The following is an 18,143-nucleotide window of genomic DNA, read 5'->3' as shown; positions in this document are numbered from 1 at the left end:
CGGCGGGCGCGCGCGTCAGTCGCTGGTGTCGATGCGCGTGACGCGCGCGATCATGCCGACGACCGGGTGGTCGAGGTAGAACAGATCGTCGCCCGAATTCATCCGCTGATGGCCCCGGACGGCAATGGCGCCATTCCCGGCGGTCGCGTCATGGAAGATCAGGTCGGTCTCCAGATGCAGGAAACGACCGACCCAGACCCGCAAACGGCCTTCGAGTTCGTGACGTTCCTCTGCCGGTTCCTGCAGGATCGGCGAGGCCGGACCGCGATCGTCGTACAGCGGCGTGCGGCGGTCGAGCGGGCGCCCCTCACGTACCGTCAGCCACGGCGTGGAGGCATGGTCCCGGCCGCGCTGGTCCCATGCGAGGGTGGCTATCAGGCGGCTGTCGCGATCGTCCTCGATGCGCCGGACCACATGGCCAAGGTCGAAGCCCCGGCGCGAATGCCGGTAGGTCCCTTCGCCGATCGGGCCGGATCCCGGCGATGGCTGCAACGCGGCCCCCGTGGTTTCCAGTAACCGGCGGCCTTCTTCGGTCAGGTGCTGGAAGATCACCAGCTCGATGCGGTACTCACGCCCGACCTGGGCCAGCGCCGGGCCGGCGGGCGCCAGCCAGGGCAGGGCCACCAGCGTGCCCAGCAGCCGGCGCCGACCGGGGCTGTGCGGACCGGACCGGACGTCGGTCGTCGGGGACTCGCGATGTTTGCGTGACATTCAGGCCGCCTCCTGGTTGCGGCTGATGGTGTTCAACAGTCGGTGAACCGCCTCGGTTCGGGCTTCCAGCGTCTCCATGCTGCCATGGAAGTGGAAGGCCTTCTGTCCGTCCAGACGATACCCCTGCGGGTCCGACTGCACCAGTTCCACCAGGGCCCCGATGTCCAGATCGGGATCCGTTCCAAAGACCAGGCGACCGCCGGCCGGCCCCATCTCCAGCTTGCGGATGCCCAGCGGCGTCAGGCGCAAACGCAGGCGTGCCGCCGCGAACAGGGTGCGCGCCGGATCCGGCAGCAGGCCGAAGCGGTCGACCAGCTCCACTTCCAGATCACGCAGGGCGTCCTCGGAATCGGCGTTGCTGATCCGCTTGTACAGGATCAGCCGGGTATGCACGTCGGGGACGTATTCGTCCGGGAGCAGCGCCGGCATTCCCAGCTCGACCTCGGTCCCGGTTGGCTCGGGGGCCTCCAGCTCGGGCATCTTGCCGGAGCGCAGCGCGCTCACCGCGCGGTTGAGCAGGTCGTTGTACATGTTGAAGCCGACCTCGGTGATCTGCCCGCTCTGCTCGTCACCCAGCAGCTCGCCGGCACCGCGGATCTCCAGGTCGTGTGAAGCGAGGGTAAAGCCGACTCCCAGGTCTTCCAGCGAGGCGATCGCCTCCAGGCGCTTCTTCGCGTCCGCGCTGAGGCTCTTCCACGGCGGGGTCAGGAGATAGGCGTAGGCGCGGTGATGCGAGCGGCCGACGCGTCCGCGCAGCTGGTGCATCTGCGCCAGACCCAGCTTGTCGGCACGGTTCATCACGATGGTGTTGGCGGTGGGCACGTCGATCCCGGTCTCGATGATGGTGGAGCAGACCAGGACGTTGTAGCGACGGTGATAGAAGTCGAGCATCACCTGTTCCAGCTCGCTCTCGCGCATCTGGCCATGCGCCACGCCGACCCGCGCCCCGGGCAGCAGTTCGCGCACCTGCGCGGCGGTCTTGTCGATGGTGTTGACCTCGTTGTGGACGAAGTACACCTGTCCGCCGCGCCGGATCTCGCGCAGGCAGGCCTCCTGGATGACCGCGTCGTTCCATTCGTTGACGAAGGTCTTCACCGCCAGACGCTCGCGCGGCGGGGTGGTGATGACCGACAGGTCACGCAGCCCCGCCAGTGCCATGTTGAGCGTGCGCGGTATCGGCGTGGCGGTCATGGTCAGCATGTCCACCTGAGCGCGCAGCTTCTTCAGGGCCTCCTTGTGGCGCACGCCGAAGCGCTGCTCCTCATCGACGATCACCAGCCCGAGATTCTCGATCTTCAGGTCCTTCTGCAGCAGCTTGTGAGTACCGATGACGATGTCGACCTTCCCTTCGCGCAGGCCCTCGAGCACGGCTTCCTGCTGTTTGGCCGAGCGGAACCGCGACAGCGATTCGATCTGCACCGGCCAGTCGGCGAAGCGGTCGATGAAGTTCTGGTGGTGCTGCTGCGCGAGCAGGGTAGTGGGCACCAGAACCACCACCTGCTTGTGGTTCTGCACCGCGACGAAGGCGGCGCGCATCGCCACTTCGGTCTTGCCGAAGCCCACGTCGCCGCAGATCACCCGGTCCATCGGCTGATCCGCGGCCATGTCGGACAGCACGGCATCGATCGCCTGTTGCTGGTCGAGGGTCTCCTCGAACGGGAAGCCGGCGGCGAAGGCGTGATATTCGGGGGTCTCGGTCTCGAACACCGTGCCCTGCGTTGCGGCCCGGCGGGCATGGATATCCAGCAGCTCCGCGGCCACGTCGCGGGCCTTCTCCGCGGCCTTGCGCCGGGCCTTGCTCCACTGCTCGCTGCCGAGGCGGTGCAGCGGAGCGTGTTCGGCATCGGCCCCGGCGTAACGGCTGATCAGATGCAGCGAGGAAACCGGCACGTACAGCCGCGCCCCATCGGCATACTCGAGGGTGAGGAATTCGGAGGGCTGGCCGTTGATCTCCATGGTCTGCAGGCCCAGATAACGGCCCACGCCCTGTTCCTCGTGCACCACCGGGGCGCCAATGGTCAGATCGGAGAGGTTCTGGATCACCGCCTCCGCGTCGCGGGTCGGGCGCGCCCGCCGCCGGGTCTGTCGTGCCCGCTCGCCCATCAGGGCGGATTCGGGGACGACGATGCGGTCATCCGGCAACCGGAATCCTGCCGCCAGTGTACCGACGGTCACGTGCAGCCCCGGTTCGCTCGCGAGGAAGTCCTCCCAGCCAGCCACCGCATGATGGTCCAGGCCGTGATCCCGCAGCAGGGTCAGCAGGGCCTCGCGGCGTCCGGCGGACTCGGTGGTCACCAGCACACGCGGGCCTCCGGAGAGCACGTCCTGCAGCCGCCGCGCCGGGTCGTCGCGGGCCGGTTCCAGGGCCATGTCGGGGGGATCCTCGCACTGGAATCTCACCTCGCGCCCGCGCCCGGCGGGCAGGGGAGCGGGGTTGGCTCCCAGGGCGAGCCCGGACGTGTCCCCCAGTGCTCCGGCCAGCGCCTCGGGGTTGAGATACAGCTCGTCCGGAGGGAGCAGGGGCCGGTCCACCTGATGACGCAGCTGGTCATAGCGCTGGAAGACCTCGTCGGCGAACTGCGCGGCTGCGGTGGCGATGTCGCCCACCTGCACCACGCGGGCCTGCGGGCAGTAGTCGAATACCGTGTCCAGGGTCTCGAAGAACAGCGGCAGGTAGGACTCGATGCCCGGCGGCACCAGACCCTCGGAGATGTCGCGGTAGATCGGGTGCTTGCCGGGGTCGCCTTCGAAGCGCGTGCGATAGCGGCTGCGGAACTCGCGGATCGCCTCTTCGTGCAGCGGAAATTCGTGGCTGGGCAGGATCTCGAGGCGCTCGGTGGTCTCGGTGGAGCGCTGGGATTCCGGGTCGAAATGACGCAGCGAGTCGATCTCGTCGTCGAGGAACTCGATGCGCACGGGCTGTTCCGCGCCCATCGGGAACAGATCCAGGATCTCCCCGCGCACCGCGAATTCGCCGTGGCTGATCACCTGCTGTACCGGGTTGTAGCCCGCCTGAACCAAGTCCTCGCGCAGCTGCATGCGGTCAAGACACTGACCCTTGTGCAGCGCGATGCCCTGTTCCGCCAGCCACTGGCGCGGGGGCAGGCGCTGCATCAGGGTGGCGACCGGCATCAGGATGATCCCGCGTTCGAGTCCGGGCAGGCGGTACAGGGTGCGCAGCCGCTCGGAGATGATGTCCTCGTGGGGCGAGAACACGTCGAACGGCAGGGTCTCCCAGTCGGGCAGGCGCAGCAGGGGGATGTCCTGCCCGGCGGTGAAGAACGACCACTCTTCCTCCCACTGGTCCGCGGCCTCGTTGGATTCCGTGATCACCAGCAGCGGGTGCGGGAAATCCGCGGCGGCCCGCGCCAGTGCCAGCGTGCTGGCGCTCGGTCCCATGCCGGTCCAGGTCTCGAACCCGGAGCGGGGAAGGCGGCCGGGATTCAGGGGGTTGCGCAGTTCTTCGGACATGCGGTGTGAAGCTTCCGGAATGGCGGACGCGGCATTATACGGATTCCGCGCTTACGATTCCGGGTCGATGTAGCGCTTCAGGATGGGATCGTAGGCGTCGATGCGCCGGTCCCGCAGGAACGGCCACATGCGCCGGACAGTGTCCACACGGGCGATGTCCAGGGTAAACGCCAAGACCTCGGGCGCCTGCTCGCCGGCGCGGGCGAGAAATTCGCCCTGCGGGCCGGCCACAAAGCTGCTGCCCCAGAAATGGGCGCCGGCAGACGCGCCCGAAGGGTCGCGTTCGTGCCCGGTGCGATTACACGCGACGAGCGGCAGACCGTTGGCCACCGCGTGACCGCGCTGAACCGTGATCCAGGCCTCGCGCTGGCGTTCGCGTTCGTCCGGAGTATCCTCCGGATCCCAGCCAATGGCCGTGGGGTAGATCAGTACCTCGGCCCCGGAGAGGGCCATGATCCGGGCCGCTTCGGGGTACCACTGGTCCCAGCAGACGAGCACGCCCAGCCGGCCGACGGAAGTATCGATCGGCCTGAAGCCGGTATCGCCGGGGGTAAAGTAGAACTTCTCGTAATAGCCCGGATCGTCGGGGATGTGCATCTTGCGGTACGTGCCCACCAGGCGCCCGTCGCTTTCCAGCACCACCGCGGTGTTGTGGTAGAGGCCGGGTGCGCGGCGCTCGAACAGCGACCCCACCAGCACCACGCCGTGGCGCCGGGCGATCTCGCCGAGGCGGCGGGTGGAGGGGCCGGGGATCGGCTCGGCGCGATCAAAGGTCGCGGCGTCCTCGGTCTGGCAGAAGTAGGGGCCGGTGTGCAGCTCGGCCAGCACGACCAGCCGTGCGCCACCGGCCGCGGCCTCCGCCACCGCGTCCTCGGTGGCCTGAAGGTTGGCGTCGACGCTGCCGGCATCACGGTGCTGGACCAGCGCGCCCTGCAGGGGCGCCCGGCGTTCGGGACGGGGGGCGGCGGTCATGCGTTGGCGGCTTCGTCTTCCTCCGGGATGCCGAGGGCGCCCCGCGGATAATGCATGGTCAGACAGTGCAGGCTGCCACCCTGACGCAGTACCGCACGGGCGTCCAGCAGCAGGATGTCCCGTCCGGGAAAGGCCTCGGCCAGACGCTCGCGGGCCACGGCATCGGCCGGATCATCGTGCGCCGGCACCAGCACCGCGCCGTTGAGCAGAACGAAATTGGCGTAGGTGGCCGGCAGGCGCCGGCCGGCATGCTCCAGAGGCCGCGGCCAGGGCAGGGGGATCAGGTGGTAGGGCTCACCCGAGGCCTGATGCAGTGCCTCGAGTTGTCGCTCCATCGCCGCCAGTTCCGCGTAGTGCGGGTCTTCGGGGTCGTCGCAGTGCTGGTAAGCGATGGTGTCCGGGGCGCAGAAGCGCGCCAGGGTGTCGATGTGGCCATCGGTGTCATCGCCTTCCAGATGGCCGTGCTCCAGCCAGAGGATCCGCCGGGCGCCCAGGTGCTGGCGCAACGCGGCCTCGATGGTTGCATCGTCGAGCTCCGGATTGCGACCGGCGTGGCGCAGGCAGGAGCGGGTCACCAGCAGGGTGCCCTGACCGTCACTCTCGATGCTGCCCCCCTCCAGCACCAGGGGGACATCTTCCACCGGGCTGGTGCCGAAGACCCCCTGCGCGGCGAGCGCGGCGGTGATCGCATCGTCCCGGTCGGCCGGATATTTGCCGCCCCAGCCATTGAAGGTGAAGTCCAGCAGATGTGGCCGGCCCTGGTGATACACCGTGATCGGGCCGTGATCGCGCGCCCAGGTGTCGTTGGAATCGGCGAGCGCGAACCACAGACGGTCGCTGCGGATACCGGCTTCCACCAGCAGCCCGGAAAACGACTCGATATGTTCGGGATCGCGGGCCACGATCAGGACCGGTTCGTACTGGCTGATGGTGGCCGCAAGTCGGGCGAACACCGGCTCGACCTCCTCCAGGCTGTCGGCCCAGTCGCTGTCCGCATGCGGCCAGGTCAGCTGAATACCCGCATGCGGCTCCCATTCCGCCGGCAGCCGGCGGATATTTTCGTGTCCGGTTTCCAAGGCGGCGTCAGTCGTCGTTGCCGTGCACGATGGTGTGGATCACCCAGCGATCCTCGAACACCACCGAAAAACTGTCGTAGTCCCAGCGGGTGATCGGTGGCTCGCCCACGGTCGGGTGCCGGGTTGCCGGCTCGCCGTAACGGCCGCGTACCGTTTCCTTGGTCTGCCCGCGAGTTGGCACGCTCTCGCGTTCCTTGATGGTGAACGAACCGTCCTCGAGCCGCAGGATGTCGGCCTGGGCGGTTCCGGCAAGCCCCGCGCCGCCAGCGAGAAGGAGGGCGACAAGCACTCCGGACGCACGGTGGATCGGGGATCGGGAGGCAACGCGTTTCCCTGGCATGGCCATGTCTCCGTCTGGATGTGGGTCCCGGGTCGGACCGGGCTGGCTCGCACTTATAGTAGGGGAATACGGCATTTTGTGCATCCGCGCCTTGTCCCGGAAAACCCGGGGGGTGCCTGGCGCGAGCGTGTACATCAATCAGTGTTTCTCCGGGGTATGGGCGGACGTTCGCAGTTCTGGCATTCTTGCCGAATGTTCCGACCCCTGTCCGTTGCGATCGGCCTGCGCTACACGCGCGCCAAACGTCGCAATCACTTTATTTCGTTCATCTCCGTGGTCTCGATCCTTGGCCTGATCCTGGGCGTGATGGCGCTGATCACGGTGCTGTCGGTGATGAACGGCTTCGAGAAGGAGCTGCGCGAGCGGATCCTCGGCATGGCGTCGCACGCCACACTGGAGGAGAGCCGACGGGCCCTGGCGGACTGGGAAAGCGTGAAGGAGCGCGTGCTCGCCGCCGACGAACGCGTGCAGGCCGCGGCCCCCTACGTCCAGCGCGAGGCCATGCTGAGTGCACGCAACCGGATTTCCGGCGGCATGATCCGGGGTGTGGATCCGGCACTGGAGCTGGAAGTGGCGCCGATCGGCGAGCACATGGAGGAGGGGGCGCTGGAACAGCTCGAAGGCGGCGCCTACCGCATCATCCTGGGCCGCGAGCTGGCCGCGGAACTGCAGGTGCGGGTGGGTGAATCGCTGATCCTGATGGCCCCGCAGGCGAGCGTGTCTCCCGCCGGGGTGATGCCGCGCATGCGGCGCTTCGAGGTGGTCGGGCTGTTCGAGGTCGGCATGTATGAATACGACCGGGGTACGGCCTTCATCCATCTGGACGACGCCCGCGCGGTGTTCCGCACCGGCGAGGATGTCTCCGGGCTGCGCCTGCGCGTGGACGACATGATGCAGGCGGGCCGGATCGCTCAGGACCTGACGCGCGAACTCAACGGCGCCTATTTCATCTCCGACTGGACCCGGCAGCATGCGAATCTGTTCCGGGCGATCCAGATCGAGAAGATGGTGATGTTCATCATCCTGTCGCTGATCGTCGCCGTGGCGGCCTTCAACATCGTTTCCACGTTGATCATGCTGGTCACCGACAAACAGGGCGATATCGCGATCCTGCGCACCCTCGGGATGCCACCCTCCGGCATCATGGCGGTATTCGTGGTTCAGGGGATGGTGATCGGTCTGTTCGGGATCCTTCTGGGGACGGCGGCGGGTGTTGCGCTGGCGCTCAACATCGACGTGGTCGTGCCGTTCATCGAGCAGGTGACCGGGGTCGAATTCCTGTCCGCCGATGTCTATTACATCAGCGATCTGCCATCGGCACTGGATCCGGCGGATGTGCTGCGCGTGGGCGGGGTGGCGTTCCTGCTGACCGTGCTGGCGACCCTGTTCCCGGCCTGGCGCGCGGCACGGACTCAGCCGGCGGAGGCGCTGCGCCATGACTGATCACGACGTGCATGCAACGGTGCTGGAGGCGCGGGGTCTGGAGCGCCGCTTTCGCGACGGCAAGCTGGACGTGACCGTGCTCGGCGGGGTGGATTTCGCCCTGGAGCCCGGCGCGCTGGTGGCAATCATCGGCGCCTCCGGCAGCGGCAAGAGCACGCTCCTGCATCTGCTCGGCGGCCTGGACCGTCCGACCGCCGGCGAAGTCCGGCTGCTGGGCACGCCCTGGTCCGGGATGAGCGAGGCCCGTCGCGGGCGCCTGCGCAACCGCCATCTGGGCTTCGTGTACCAGTTCCACCATCTCCTGCCCGAGCTGACGGCGGCGGAAAATGTCGCCATGCCGCTGCTGATCCGCCGGACCCCGGGGCCGCAGGCACGTCGCGAGGCGCTGCACTGGCTGGAACAGGTGGACCTGGGTGATCGTGCGGAGCACAAGCCCGCGGAGCTTTCCGGTGGCGAGCGGCAGCGCGTCGCCATTGCCCGGGCGCTGGTGACACGACCCTCGGCGATCCTCGCGGACGAGCCCACCGGCAATCTCGACCAGGAACGGGCACAGCACGTGTTCGCGCTGCTGCGGGAAATGAACCGCGCCACGGGCACGGCGCTGGCCCTGGTGACCCACGACACCACGCTGGCCGCGCAGATGGACCGTTCGGTTCACCTGGTCAAGGGACACCTGCAGGGCAACGGCGACTGAGCACGGCGGTACGCCGGGTCAATGCGGGCGCGAATGGTCGTCGCCGTCGGAACGAGTGCCGGAAGCCCGGGAGTCCGCTTCCGGTTCGGCGGCCTTCGTCTCGCGTGATTCCCGCGGGGCTTCCGGATCCACCGGGGTGCGGGAGAAGACCTCGCGCAGCTCGGCCTCGCGCTCGCGCCGCTGGCGTGCGAGATAGCGCCGATGGCGCACGCGCTGGATCACGTTCAGGCGCCAGAGACCTCGCACCAGCAGATAGCCGGCCAGGCCTGCCACCGCGCCCAGTACCAGTGACCCGGTCGTCAACGGCTTCCATACCGTCAGCATCTCGGTGGCGAACCATTCCCAGGTGATCTCGGTGCTGAATTCGCGCCGTTCTTCGCCCAGGAGCTTGCGGCCCACGGTATAGGCCGTATACAACATTGGGGGCATGGTCACCGGGTTGGAAATCCACACCAGGATGACCGAGATGGGCAGGTTGACCCGGGCCAGAATGGCGATCGCCCCCGCGATCAGCATCTGCATCGGTAGTGGCAGGAAGGCCACGAACAGCCCCACGGCAAAAGCACCGGCCACGGAGCGGCGGTTGAGATGCCACAGATCCGGCGAGCGCAGGCGTGGCCCCAGCGGGGCCAGCGCACGGTGTCCCCGCAGGCGATCCATGCCGGGGAACAGCTTCTTGATGATGTGTCGGGCCATGGTCTCGGGTTCGACTCCTGCCGGCCTTGCGCGTCACCGCCTGGGGCAGGTGGACCCTACCCCGTGGATGCCCCGCGGACAATGCCGGGGCGGACATGATTCCCTTCGCCGCGGGTTTTGTGGCCGTTCTGTGGCTGGTGCACCAGCTGCCGGCCCTGCCGCCACCGTGGATCTTCGTGGCGCTCGCCACCACTCTGGTCGCTTCCATGATAACGCGCCGTCCGGTGGCACTGTCCGCGGTCCTGGCGGGGAGCCTCGCGGGGCTGCTGCTGGGAACCGTTCATGCCACGACCTGGCTGGACCGGGTGGTGACGCAGGTCGAACCGGAGTCCACGCTGAGTGGCCGGGTCGTGGACCTGCCGCGCCACGGCGAACGGAGCTCGCGATTCCATCTGGCGACGCATGGCGACCCACCGCGCCGGCTGGAGGTCTCGGTCTACCCCCCGCGGGCGGATGTCGGGGCCGGGGACGTGCTGCGCCTGAAGGGGCGCCTCTATCCACCGCAGGGCCGTGCCAATCGTGCCGGCTTCGACCGTGAGGCGTGGTTCTATCGCGCAGGCCTCCATGGTCGCCTGAACGTCTCGGCCGCTGACCTGCGTCACGCGGCCGATGACACGGCCCCGGGGGGCCTGCGCGGAGCCCTGCACCGACAGCGCGCCACGCTCCGGGACCGCCTGCAGGCCGCCGCTCCGGAACTGCGCCACCCGGGACTGGTGCAGGCGCTGGTGATCGGCGAGCGCAGCGGCATGACGGATGCCGAATGGACCGCCTTCCTGCAGACCGGCACCAATCACCTGATGGCGATCTCGGGGTTGCACGTGGGCCTGGTGGCGGGGTTCTCAGCCCTGCTGGCCACGCTGCTCTGGCGTCATGTGGCCGGCGTACGGGAACGCTGGCCCCGCCGCGTGCTGGCGGCCACCGCGGCGGCCCTGGCCGCGCTGGGATATGCGGCGCTGGCGGGTTTCAGCATCCCCACCCAGCGCGCTCTGCTGATGCTGCTGGCGGTGCTGGCTGCGTTGCTGCTGGGGCGGGGCGGAGCCCCGTGGCGGGCGCTGGTGCTGGCAGCGCTCATCATCCTGATCCGTGACCCGCCCGGCGTACTGGCGCCGGGCTTCTGGTTCTCGTTTGGTGCCGTGGCGGTGATCCTCGGCCTGCTTCAGGGGCGCCGCGCTCGCCCCGGGCTGCGCGAAGCCATGGCGATCCAGGTGCTGCTGGCGCTCGCCATGCTGCCGCTGGCGCTGGCATGGTTCCAGCTGGGATCGTGGATCGCGCCGCTGGCCAACATCGTGGCCGTCCCGTTGATCTCCTTTGTGGTGCTCCCGGCACTGCTGACAGGGGCCGGACTGGCCATGCTGTGGCCGCCCCTGGGCGGCCCGCCGTTGTGGCTCGGCGATGCGGTGCTGGGGCTGCTGGTCACGCTGCTGCAGGCCCTGGCCGACCTGCCGGCCGCGGTGGCCGAACGGGGCGTTCCGCTGGCGGCGGCCCTGCTCGCCGGCCTGGCGGTAATTCTTCTGCTCCTGCCCGGACGTCGCCGGATGGCCCCCTGGGTGCTGCTGGCGGCCCTGCCCCTGGGCTTGCCCCTGCGCCCGGACCTGTCCCACGGCGAGCTGCGGGCGGAACTGCTGGATACCGGGCGCGAGGCAGTGGTGTTGCTGGAGACCCGCAACCACGTGGTGGTCTACGGCCCGGGACGTGCCCGCGACGTGGAATCGGCCTTGCTGCCTGCCCTGCGGGCACGCCAGCGAAACCGGATCGACCGGGTCATCGTGGCCGACGGGCTGCTTGACGACAGCGGGTCGCGCGCCGCCGCACTGCAGGCCATGACCGCGGCCGTGGAGGTCGAGCGGGTGCTGCACCGTGACGAGCGACACCCCCGACGGATCCGCGAGTCCGGTCCGGTCTATCGGGCCTGCCGGGCCGGGCAGCAGTGGCAACGGGACGGGGTAGTGTTTCGCGTCCTGCATCCACCACGCGGCTGGGATGCCTCGCGCGCCGCCAGTTGCGTGCTGCGGATCGAGAGCGCCGGTGGCGCATTGCTGCTGACCGGCGGGCTGCGCGGACTCGGTGCGGCGGTGCTGGGCCACGAAACGCCCGACCAGGACCTGCAGGCACGCCTGCTGGTGACCGCCGAACCCGCGATGGCCATCGACAACGGGGAGGGGCTGGCCGGGGTGCGGGCACCCACCCGCTGGGTAGCGGGCACGATGCCCGACGGTCCCGACAGGCCGGGCCCCGTCGACCTGCGTGCCACGGCCACGGACGGGGCCCTGCGCCTGCGGGCCGGAACCGCCTGGGAGGCGGGCGCGGGCTGGCGGAACGAACGTCGCCGGTTCTGGCAACGCCCGCACCCCTGAATGACCGAGGCAAGCCATGTCACTCCAAGCCAGGGAAACCCTGATCAATGTACACGCTCGCGTTGGCACCCCGGGTTTTCCGAGACAAGGCGTGGCGCGCAGCCGGTAGTGGTTCTACCGGCAAGTGCCGCAACGCAGGATCGGGGAACCCGGGGTGCCAACCCCGAAGGGGCTCGGCCGCTTTTGAGCGCGCACGGCGTTGCGGCTCCCTTGTGCAGAATGACTGCACGGCGGTCACCGCGCCTTGTTCGCACGCAAAAGCGACTCGAGCGCGAGTGTGTACATTGATCAGAGTTTCCCTAGACTGGGCGGATGAATGATTTTGCTTCCGATACGATTCGCCCCGTCCGCTTTGCCGACGACCGTCTTTGGCTGCTGGATCAGCGCCGTCTGCCCGCGGAGGAAACCTTCCTGGCTCTGGATGATGCCCCGGCGGTGGCGGACGCGATCCGCGAGATGGTGGTGCGCGGGGCACCGGCGATCGGCATCACCGCGGCGTTCGGGGTGGTGCTGGCCTGTCATCGAGCGCTGCAGGCCGCGGACTGGCGCGAGCGCGTGGGCGCCGACATCGCGACCCTGCGGGGGGCACGACCCACCGCCGTGAACCTGTTCTGGGCGCTGGACCGGATGCAGGCGGTGGTCGCGGCCGCCGGAAGCGCCCGGGCCGCGCTGACCGCGACGCGCGAGGAAGCCATGGCGATGCTGGAAGCCGACATCGCCGGCAATCGCGAGCTCGGCGCCCATGGCGCCGCGCTGATCGAACCGGGCCGCGCCGTGCTGACCCATTGCAACACCGGCTCCCTGGCGACCGGGGGCTACGGGACCGCGCTGGGAGTGATTCGCGCCGCCTGGGACCAGGGGCGCATCACCGGGGTCTACGCCGACGAGACCCGTCCCTGGATGCAGGGCAGCCGGCTTACGGCCTGGGAGCTGGTGCATGACGGGATTCCGGTGACCCTGCTGTGCGAAGGCGCCGCGGCGCGGCTGCTGCAGAGCGGCGAGGTCGGCTGCGTGGTGGTGGGCGCGGATCGCATTGCGGCCAATGGCGACACCGCCAACAAGATCGGTACGTACGGGCTGGCATTGCTGGCGCGAGCGCACGGCGTGCGTTTCATGGTCGCCGCTCCGGTCGCCACCATCGATTATGCAACCCCCGCCGGCGATGCCATCCCGATCGAGCAGCGCGATGCGGGTGAAGTACTGACGCTCGCGGGCCAGCCCCTGGCAGCCGCCGGGGCCGCCGCCTACAACCCGGCATTCGATGTCACTCCCGCCGGGCTGATCGACGCCATCGTGACCGAGCGGGGAGTGGTCGAGAACCCCGACGCCGAACGCCTGGCGGCCTGGCGGCCGGACCCCGGAGATACCCCCGAACCGCGAGGCGTTCACGAGGGAACCTGACCGCCCCGGCAGGGCGCCTCCGGCGGGGGAATATGGTATGATCGCGGGCTTGTTCTAACGGACGGCGTGACCCATCGATGGCTGAATTCGCCAAGGAAATCTTCCCGGTCAATCTCGAAGACGAGATGCAGCAGTCCTACCTCGATTACGCGATGAGCGTGATCGTGGGACGCGCACTCCCCGACGTGCGCGACGGCCTCAAGCCCGTCCATCGTCGTGTGCTCTACGCCATGCGGGAACTGGGCAACGACTGGAACAAGCCGTACAAGAAATCGGCCCGCGTGGTCGGTGACGTGATCGGTAAATACCACCCGCACGGCGACTCGGCCGTATACGACGCCATCGTCCGCATGGCGCAGTCGTTCTCGATGCGCTACATGCTGGCCGACGGACAGGGCAACTTCGGCTCGATCGACGGCGATTCGCCGGCTGCGATGCGCTATACCGAAGTGCGCATGGCGCGCATCGCCACCGAGCTGCTGGCCGACATCGACAAGGAAACGGTCGATTTCGTCGACAACTACGACGGCTCCGAACAGGAGCCCTCGGTCCTGCCCGCGAAGTTCCCCAACCTGCTGGTGAACGGCTCCTCCGGGATCGCCGTGGGCATGGCGACCAACATCCCGCCGCACAACCTGCGCGAGGTCATCCATGCCTGCGTGGCGCTGATCGACCACCCCGAGATCGATGTCGACGGCCTGATGGAATACCTGCCGGGCCCGGATTTCCCCACCGCCGGGATCATCAACGGCGTCGAGGGGATCCGCGAGGCCTACCGCACCGGGCGCGGTCGGGCGGTGATCCGTGCGCGTTCGCACGTGGAGCCGCTGGAAGGCGGGCAGCGCGAGGCCATCGTGGTCACCGAGCTGCCGTACCAGGTGAACAAGGCGCGCCTGACCGAGAAGATCGCCGAGCTGGTCAAGGAAAAGCGCATCGAGGGCATCTCCGAGCTGCGCGACGAGTCCGACAAGGACGGCATGCGCCTGGTCATCGAACTCAAGCGCGGCGAGATGAGCGAGGTGGTGCTCAACCACCTGTACATGCACACCCAGATGCAGAACGTGTTCGGCATCAACCTGGTGGCGCTGGTCGACGGCCAGCCGAAGGTCCTGGACCTGCGCCAGATCCTCGAGGCGTTCCTGCGCCACCGCCGCGAGGTAGTGACCCGCCGGACCATTTTTGATCTGCGCAAGGCACGCGAGCGGGCCCATGTACTGGAAGGGCTGGCGATCGCGCTGGCCAACATCGACCCGGTGATCGAACTGATCCGCAACGCGCCCAATCCGGCCGAAGCGAAAGCCGGCCTGCTGGCGCGCAGCTGGCCGCCGGGCATGGTGGAAGGGATGCTCGACCGCGCCGGGGCCGCGGCCTCGCGCCCGGAAGACCTGCAAGCCGAATTCGGCATGGGCGAGGACGGCTACCGCCTGTCCGAGACCCAGGCCCAGGCGATCCTCGACCTGCGCCTGCACCGCCTGACCGGTCTGGAACAGGACAAGATCGTCGACGAATATCGCCAGCTGCTGGATACCATCGAGGACCTGCTGGACATTCTCGGCTCGCCCGAACGCCTGCAGCAGGAGATCCGGGGCGAGCTTCTGGGCGTGGCCGAGCGCTTCGGCGACGACCGCATGAGCGAGATCCGCGAGCAGCAGGCCAACCTGACGCTGGAGGATCTGATCGGCGAGGAGGACGTGGTCGTCACGCTGTCGCACGCCGGTTACGTGAAGTACCAGCCGGTGGCGGACTACCGCGCGCAGCGCCGCGGCGGCCGCGGCAAGGCGGCGGCCAGCTTCAAGGAAGAGGACTTCATCGACCGCCTGCTGGTGGCCAACACCCACGATACGGTGCTGTGTTTCTCCAGCCGCGGCCGGGTGTACTGGCTGAAAGTCTACGAGCTGCCACAGGGCTCGCGCGCATCCAGGGGCAAGCCCATCGTCAATCTGTTGCCTCTCGAATCCGACGAGCGCATCAATGCGATCCTCCCGGTGCGCAGCTACGATCCGGATCATTACGTGTTCATGGTCACCGCCCAGGGCACGGTCAAGAAGACCCCACTGACGGACTTCTCGCGACGGCGCGCCAGCGGCATCATCGCCGTGGATCTGCGCGAGGGCGACCACCTGGTGGACGTATCGCTGACCGACGGCAGCCAGGACGTGATGCTGGTGACCACCGCGGGCAAGGCGGTGCGCTTCTCCGAGACCGACGTGCGCGCCATGGGTCGCACGGCCTGCGGGGTGCGTGGCGTGCGCATGGACGACGACCAGCGGGTGATCGCGCTGCTGAACGTGGACGAAGGAGCGGCGCTGTTTGCCACCGAGAACGGCTACGGGAAGCGCACCCGCTTCGACGAGTTCCCGGTCCACCGGCGCGGCGGCCAGGGCGTGATCGCGATCCAGACCGAAGGGCGCAACGGCGCCCTGGTGGGAGCCGCCCGGGTGCAGGAAGACGACGAGGCGATGCTGATCACCAATGGCGGAACGCTGGTGCGCATGCCGGTGGAAGAGATTCCGCTGATCGGCCGAAACACCCAGGGCGTACGCCTGATCCGTCTGGATTCCGGCGAACAGCTGGTGGAACTGGCACGGGTGGCGCGCTTCGCCGGCGACGAAGACGATACTGACGCGGAAGCCGACGCGGAGAATCAACAGTCGGCCGCCCCGGAAACGCACGAGGACGAGCCGCAGGGCGGCCGCGAACCCAGCGAAAAGGGAGATGAAGAATGAGCCGAATCTGGAACTTCAGCGCCGGTCCCGCGGCCCTGCCGCAGGCGGTGCTGGAACGGGCACGCGACGAGATGCTGGACTTCCACGGTGCCGGGATGTCCGTGATGGAGATGAGTCATCGCGGCAAACCCTTCATGGAAGTCGCTGAAAAGGCGGAAGCCGATCTGCGCAAGCTGATGGGCATCCCCGACGACTACGCGGTGCTGTTCCTGCAGGGCGGGGCCACCGGCCAGTTCTCCGCGATCCCGATGAACCTGCAGCCGGGTGGCCAGCCGATGGACTACATCGACACCGGGGCCTGGTCCGGAAAGGCGATCAAGGAAGCGCAGAAGGTCGGCCCGGTGAACATCGTCGCCAGTTCCCAGGCCGAGGGCTATGCGTCCATCCCCGAGCGTTCGACCTGGAAACTCGATCCGAACGCCGCCTACGTGCACTACACGCCGAACGAGACCATCGGCGGGGTGGAATTCCACGAGGTGCCCGACGTGGGCGACAAGCCGCTGGTGGCGGACATGTCCTCCACCATCCTGTCGCGTCCGATCGATGTCTCGAAGTTCGGCGTGATCTACGCCGGCGCCCAGAAGAACATCGGTCCGGCCGGCGTGACCGTGGTGATCGTGCGCAAGGACCTGCTGGAACGCGAGAAGGGCCAGGTACCCGCCGTCCTGGACTGGAAGCTGCAGGCCGACAACGACTCCATGTACAACACCCCGCCGACCTTCGGCTGGTATTTCGCCGGCCTGGTCTTCGAATGGCTGCTGGAACAGGGCGGGCTGGAAAAGATGGCCGAGATCAACCAGCGCAAGGCAGACAAGCTCTATCGTTTCATCGACAACTCGGCGTTCTATCGCAACCCGGTGGAGCCGAGTGCGCGTTCGTGGATGAACGTGCCGTTCATCCTCGCCGACGACAGCCTCGACGGTCCGTTCCTGAAGGAAGCCGACGCGGCCGGTCTGTCCTCGCTGAAGGGCCACCGCTCGGTGGGCGGCATGCGCGCGAGCATCTACAACGCGGTGCCGGAAGAGGCCGTCGACGCCCTGATCGAATTCATGGCGGATTTCGAGGAACGCCACGCCTGAAAAGGAGGTCGTGATGTACCGCGTCAAGACCTACAACAACATTGCGCTGCGGGGGCTGGAACGCTTCCCGCGCGAAACCTACGAAGTCGCCTCCGGTCTGGAAGACCCGGATGCGATCATGCTGCGTTCGCATGACCTGCACGGGGAGACCATCCCGGATTCCGTGCTGGCCGTCGGGCGCGCCGGCAGCGGGGTGAACAACATCCCCGTGCAGGATCTCACCGAGCGCGGCGTCGCGGTCTTCAATGCCCCGGGGGCCAACGCCAACGCGGTCAAGGAGCTGGTGATCGCGGGGCTGCTGCTCGGGGCTCGCAATCTGGTCCCCGCGGCGGGTTACGTGCAGTCCCTGGATCCCGATGACTCGAGCTTCACCGAGGCGGTGGAACACGGGAAGAAGCGCTTCAGCGGCTTCGAACTGCCGGGACGGCGGCTGGCCGTGCTCGGCCTGGGAGCGATCGGGGTCAAGGTGGCGAACGCCGCCCGCTCCATGGGGATGGAGGTCGTCGGCTTCGACCCCAAGATCACCGTGGAGAGCGCCTGGCAGATGGCCTCGGACATCGAACGTGCGCGGTCGGTGGATGCGGCACTGGAAGGGGCGGATGCGGTCACGGTGCACGTGCCCCTGACCGAAAACACGCAGAACCTGGTCAACGCCGAGCGCATCCGTTCGATGAACCCCGGTGCGATGGTGCTGAACATGGCCCGCGACGGGATTGTGGATGATGCCGCGGCCGGCGAGGCCCTCAACGAGGGCCACCTGCACGCCTACGTGACCGACTTCCCGGTCCCCGGGCTGCTGGATCACCCGCGGGTGATCACGCTGCCGCACCTGGGCGCGTCGACCACCGAGTCGGAAGAGAACTGCGCGGTGATGATCGCCGATCAGCTGCGTGACTATCTCGAAAACGGTAACGTCGTCAATTCGGTGAACCTGCCGACCCTGGTGCTGGAGCGCAAGGGGCAGGCGCGCATCGCGGTGGTCAACCGCAACCTGCCGGACCGTGTGGCGCAGATCTCGCATGTCATCGGTGAATCCGACATCAACATCCTCCATCTGATGAATGACTCCCGCGGGGACATCGCCTACACCATGCTGGACGTGGACGGACATCCCAGTCCGACCACGCTGGATGCGCTGTATGGCATCGACGGTGTACTGCGGGCGCGGGTGCTCTAGGTC

Annotated in this window: 13 protein-coding genes; 7 read left to right on the top strand and 6 right to left on the bottom strand. The window is 68.1% G+C overall.

The window, feature by feature from the left end; all coding sequences use genetic code 11:
• Positions 1-15 precede the first annotated feature (15 nt).
• The 5 genes from C998_RS0103445 to C998_RS0103425 are packed head-to-tail and all read right to left on the bottom strand — an operon-like array spanning position 16 to position 6,519.
• The gene (locus C998_RS0103445) at positions 16-711 is read right to left on the bottom strand and encodes a CsiV family protein (protein WP_018869455.1); all 696 of its coding nucleotides are present in this window, start codon (positions 709-711) and stop codon (positions 16-18) included.
• Complete coding sequence (gene mfd / locus C998_RS0103440) at positions 712-4,182, bottom strand: transcription-repair coupling factor (RefSeq protein ID WP_018869454.1); 3,471 nt, start codon at positions 4,180-4,182, stop codon at positions 712-714.
• A gap of 51 nt (positions 4,183-4,233) precedes the next feature.
• Positions 4,234-5,154 carry a carbon-nitrogen hydrolase gene (locus C998_RS0103435; protein ID WP_018869453.1) on the bottom strand — a complete coding sequence of 307 codons (921 nt, stop codon included), beginning with the start codon at positions 5,152-5,154 and terminating at the stop codon, positions 4,234-4,236.
• Positions 5,151-6,230: an agmatine/peptidylarginine deiminase gene (locus C998_RS0103430; protein WP_018869452.1), complete on the bottom strand. Its 1,080-nt coding sequence runs from the start codon at positions 6,228-6,230 to the stop codon at positions 5,151-5,153. Before C998_RS0103430 ends, C998_RS0103435 begins: the two co-directional genes overlap by 4 nt.
• A gap of 7 nt (positions 6,231-6,237) precedes the next feature.
• Positions 6,238-6,519, bottom strand: coding sequence for a hypothetical protein (locus C998_RS0103425; RefSeq protein WP_018869451.1), 282 nt, complete (start codon positions 6,517-6,519; stop codon positions 6,238-6,240).
• A gap of 243 nt (positions 6,520-6,762) precedes the next feature.
• On the opposite strand from C998_RS0103425, the gene C998_RS0103420 reads away from it, so the two are divergent.
• Positions 6,763-8,013 (top strand): lipoprotein-releasing ABC transporter permease subunit, encoded by a 1,251-nt coding sequence (locus C998_RS0103420; RefSeq protein ID WP_018869450.1) that lies wholly within the window; start codon positions 6,763-6,765, stop codon positions 8,011-8,013.
• On the top strand, positions 8,006-8,707 hold the full coding sequence (locus C998_RS0103415) for an ABC transporter ATP-binding protein (RefSeq protein ID WP_018869449.1): 702 nt from the start codon (positions 8,006-8,008) through the stop codon (positions 8,705-8,707). The genes C998_RS0103420 and C998_RS0103415 overlap by 8 nt, the downstream gene beginning before the upstream one ends.
• 18 nt (positions 8,708-8,725) lie before the next feature.
• Here C998_RS0103415 and C998_RS0103410 read toward each other — a convergent pair whose 3' ends face one another.
• Positions 8,726-9,403, bottom strand: a complete 678-nt coding sequence (locus tag C998_RS0103410; protein ID WP_018869448.1) for a DUF2062 domain-containing protein — start codon at positions 9,401-9,403, stop codon at positions 8,726-8,728.
• A gap of 95 nt (positions 9,404-9,498) precedes the next feature.
• On the opposite strand from C998_RS0103410, the gene C998_RS0103405 reads away from it, so the two are divergent.
• The 5 genes from C998_RS0103405 (at position 9,499) to C998_RS0103385 (ending at position 18,140) form a co-directional block, all read left to right on the top strand.
• Positions 9,499-11,757 (top strand): ComEC/Rec2 family competence protein, encoded by a 2,259-nt coding sequence (locus C998_RS0103405; RefSeq protein ID WP_018869447.1) that lies wholly within the window; start codon positions 9,499-9,501, stop codon positions 11,755-11,757.
• Between the two features lie 312 nt (positions 11,758-12,069).
• A complete protein-coding gene (mtnA, locus tag C998_RS0103400) occupies positions 12,070-13,158 on the top strand; it encodes an S-methyl-5-thioribose-1-phosphate isomerase (protein WP_018869446.1) in 1,089 nt (362 codons plus the stop codon).
• Between the two features lie 77 nt (positions 13,159-13,235).
• Positions 13,236-15,884, top strand: a complete 2,649-nt coding sequence (gene gyrA / locus C998_RS0103395) for a DNA gyrase subunit A (RefSeq protein ID WP_018869445.1) — start codon at positions 13,236-13,238, stop codon at positions 15,882-15,884.
• Positions 15,881-16,963: a 3-phosphoserine/phosphohydroxythreonine transaminase gene (serC, locus tag C998_RS0103390; RefSeq protein ID WP_018869444.1), complete on the top strand. Its 1,083-nt coding sequence runs from the start codon at positions 15,881-15,883 to the stop codon at positions 16,961-16,963. Before gyrA ends, serC begins: the two co-directional genes overlap by 4 nt.
• 13 nt (positions 16,964-16,976) lie before the next feature.
• Positions 16,977-18,140 carry a phosphoglycerate dehydrogenase gene (locus tag C998_RS0103385; protein WP_018869443.1) on the top strand — a complete coding sequence of 388 codons (1,164 nt, stop codon included), beginning with the start codon at positions 16,977-16,979 and terminating at the stop codon, positions 18,138-18,140.
• The last annotated feature ends 3 nt before the right edge of the window (positions 18,141-18,143 follow it).

The sequence above is a fragment of the Thioalkalivibrio sp. ALgr3 genome (assembly GCF_000377325.1).
GTDB lineage: Bacteria > Pseudomonadota > Gammaproteobacteria > Ectothiorhodospirales > Ectothiorhodospiraceae > Thioalkalivibrio.
This window is presented reverse-complemented; position numbering and strand designations above follow the sequence as displayed.

Bases quoted from the DNA above. Each gene is read 5' to 3' on its own strand.
- C998_RS0103415 (WP_018869449.1), top strand. From the start codon at position 8,006: ATGACTGATCACGACGTGCATGCAACGGTGCTGGAGGCGCGGGGTCTG.
- mfd (WP_018869454.1), bottom strand. From the start codon at position 4,182: ATGTCCGAAGAACTGCGCAACCCCCTGAATCCCGGCCGCCTTCCCCGC.
- mtnA (WP_018869446.1), top strand. From the start codon at position 12,070: ATGAATGATTTTGCTTCCGATACGATTCGCCCCGTCCGCTTTGCCGAC.
- C998_RS0103445 (WP_018869455.1), bottom strand. From the start codon at position 711: ATGTCACGCAAACATCGCGAGTCCCCGACGACCGACGTCCGGTCCGGT.
- gyrA (WP_018869445.1), top strand. From the start codon at position 13,236: ATGGCTGAATTCGCCAAGGAAATCTTCCCGGTCAATCTCGAAGACGAG.
- C998_RS0103405 (WP_018869447.1), top strand. From the start codon at position 9,499: ATGATTCCCTTCGCCGCGGGTTTTGTGGCCGTTCTGTGGCTGGTGCAC.
- C998_RS0103435 (WP_018869453.1), bottom strand. From the start codon at position 5,154: ATGACCGCCGCCCCCCGTCCCGAACGCCGGGCGCCCCTGCAGGGCGCG.
- C998_RS0103410 (WP_018869448.1), bottom strand. From the start codon at position 9,403: ATGGCCCGACACATCATCAAGAAGCTGTTCCCCGGCATGGATCGCCTG.
- serC (WP_018869444.1), top strand. From the start codon at position 15,881: ATGAGCCGAATCTGGAACTTCAGCGCCGGTCCCGCGGCCCTGCCGCAG.
- C998_RS0103385 (WP_018869443.1), top strand. From the start codon at position 16,977: ATGTACCGCGTCAAGACCTACAACAACATTGCGCTGCGGGGGCTGGAA.
- C998_RS0103420 (WP_018869450.1), top strand. From the start codon at position 6,763: ATGTTCCGACCCCTGTCCGTTGCGATCGGCCTGCGCTACACGCGCGCC.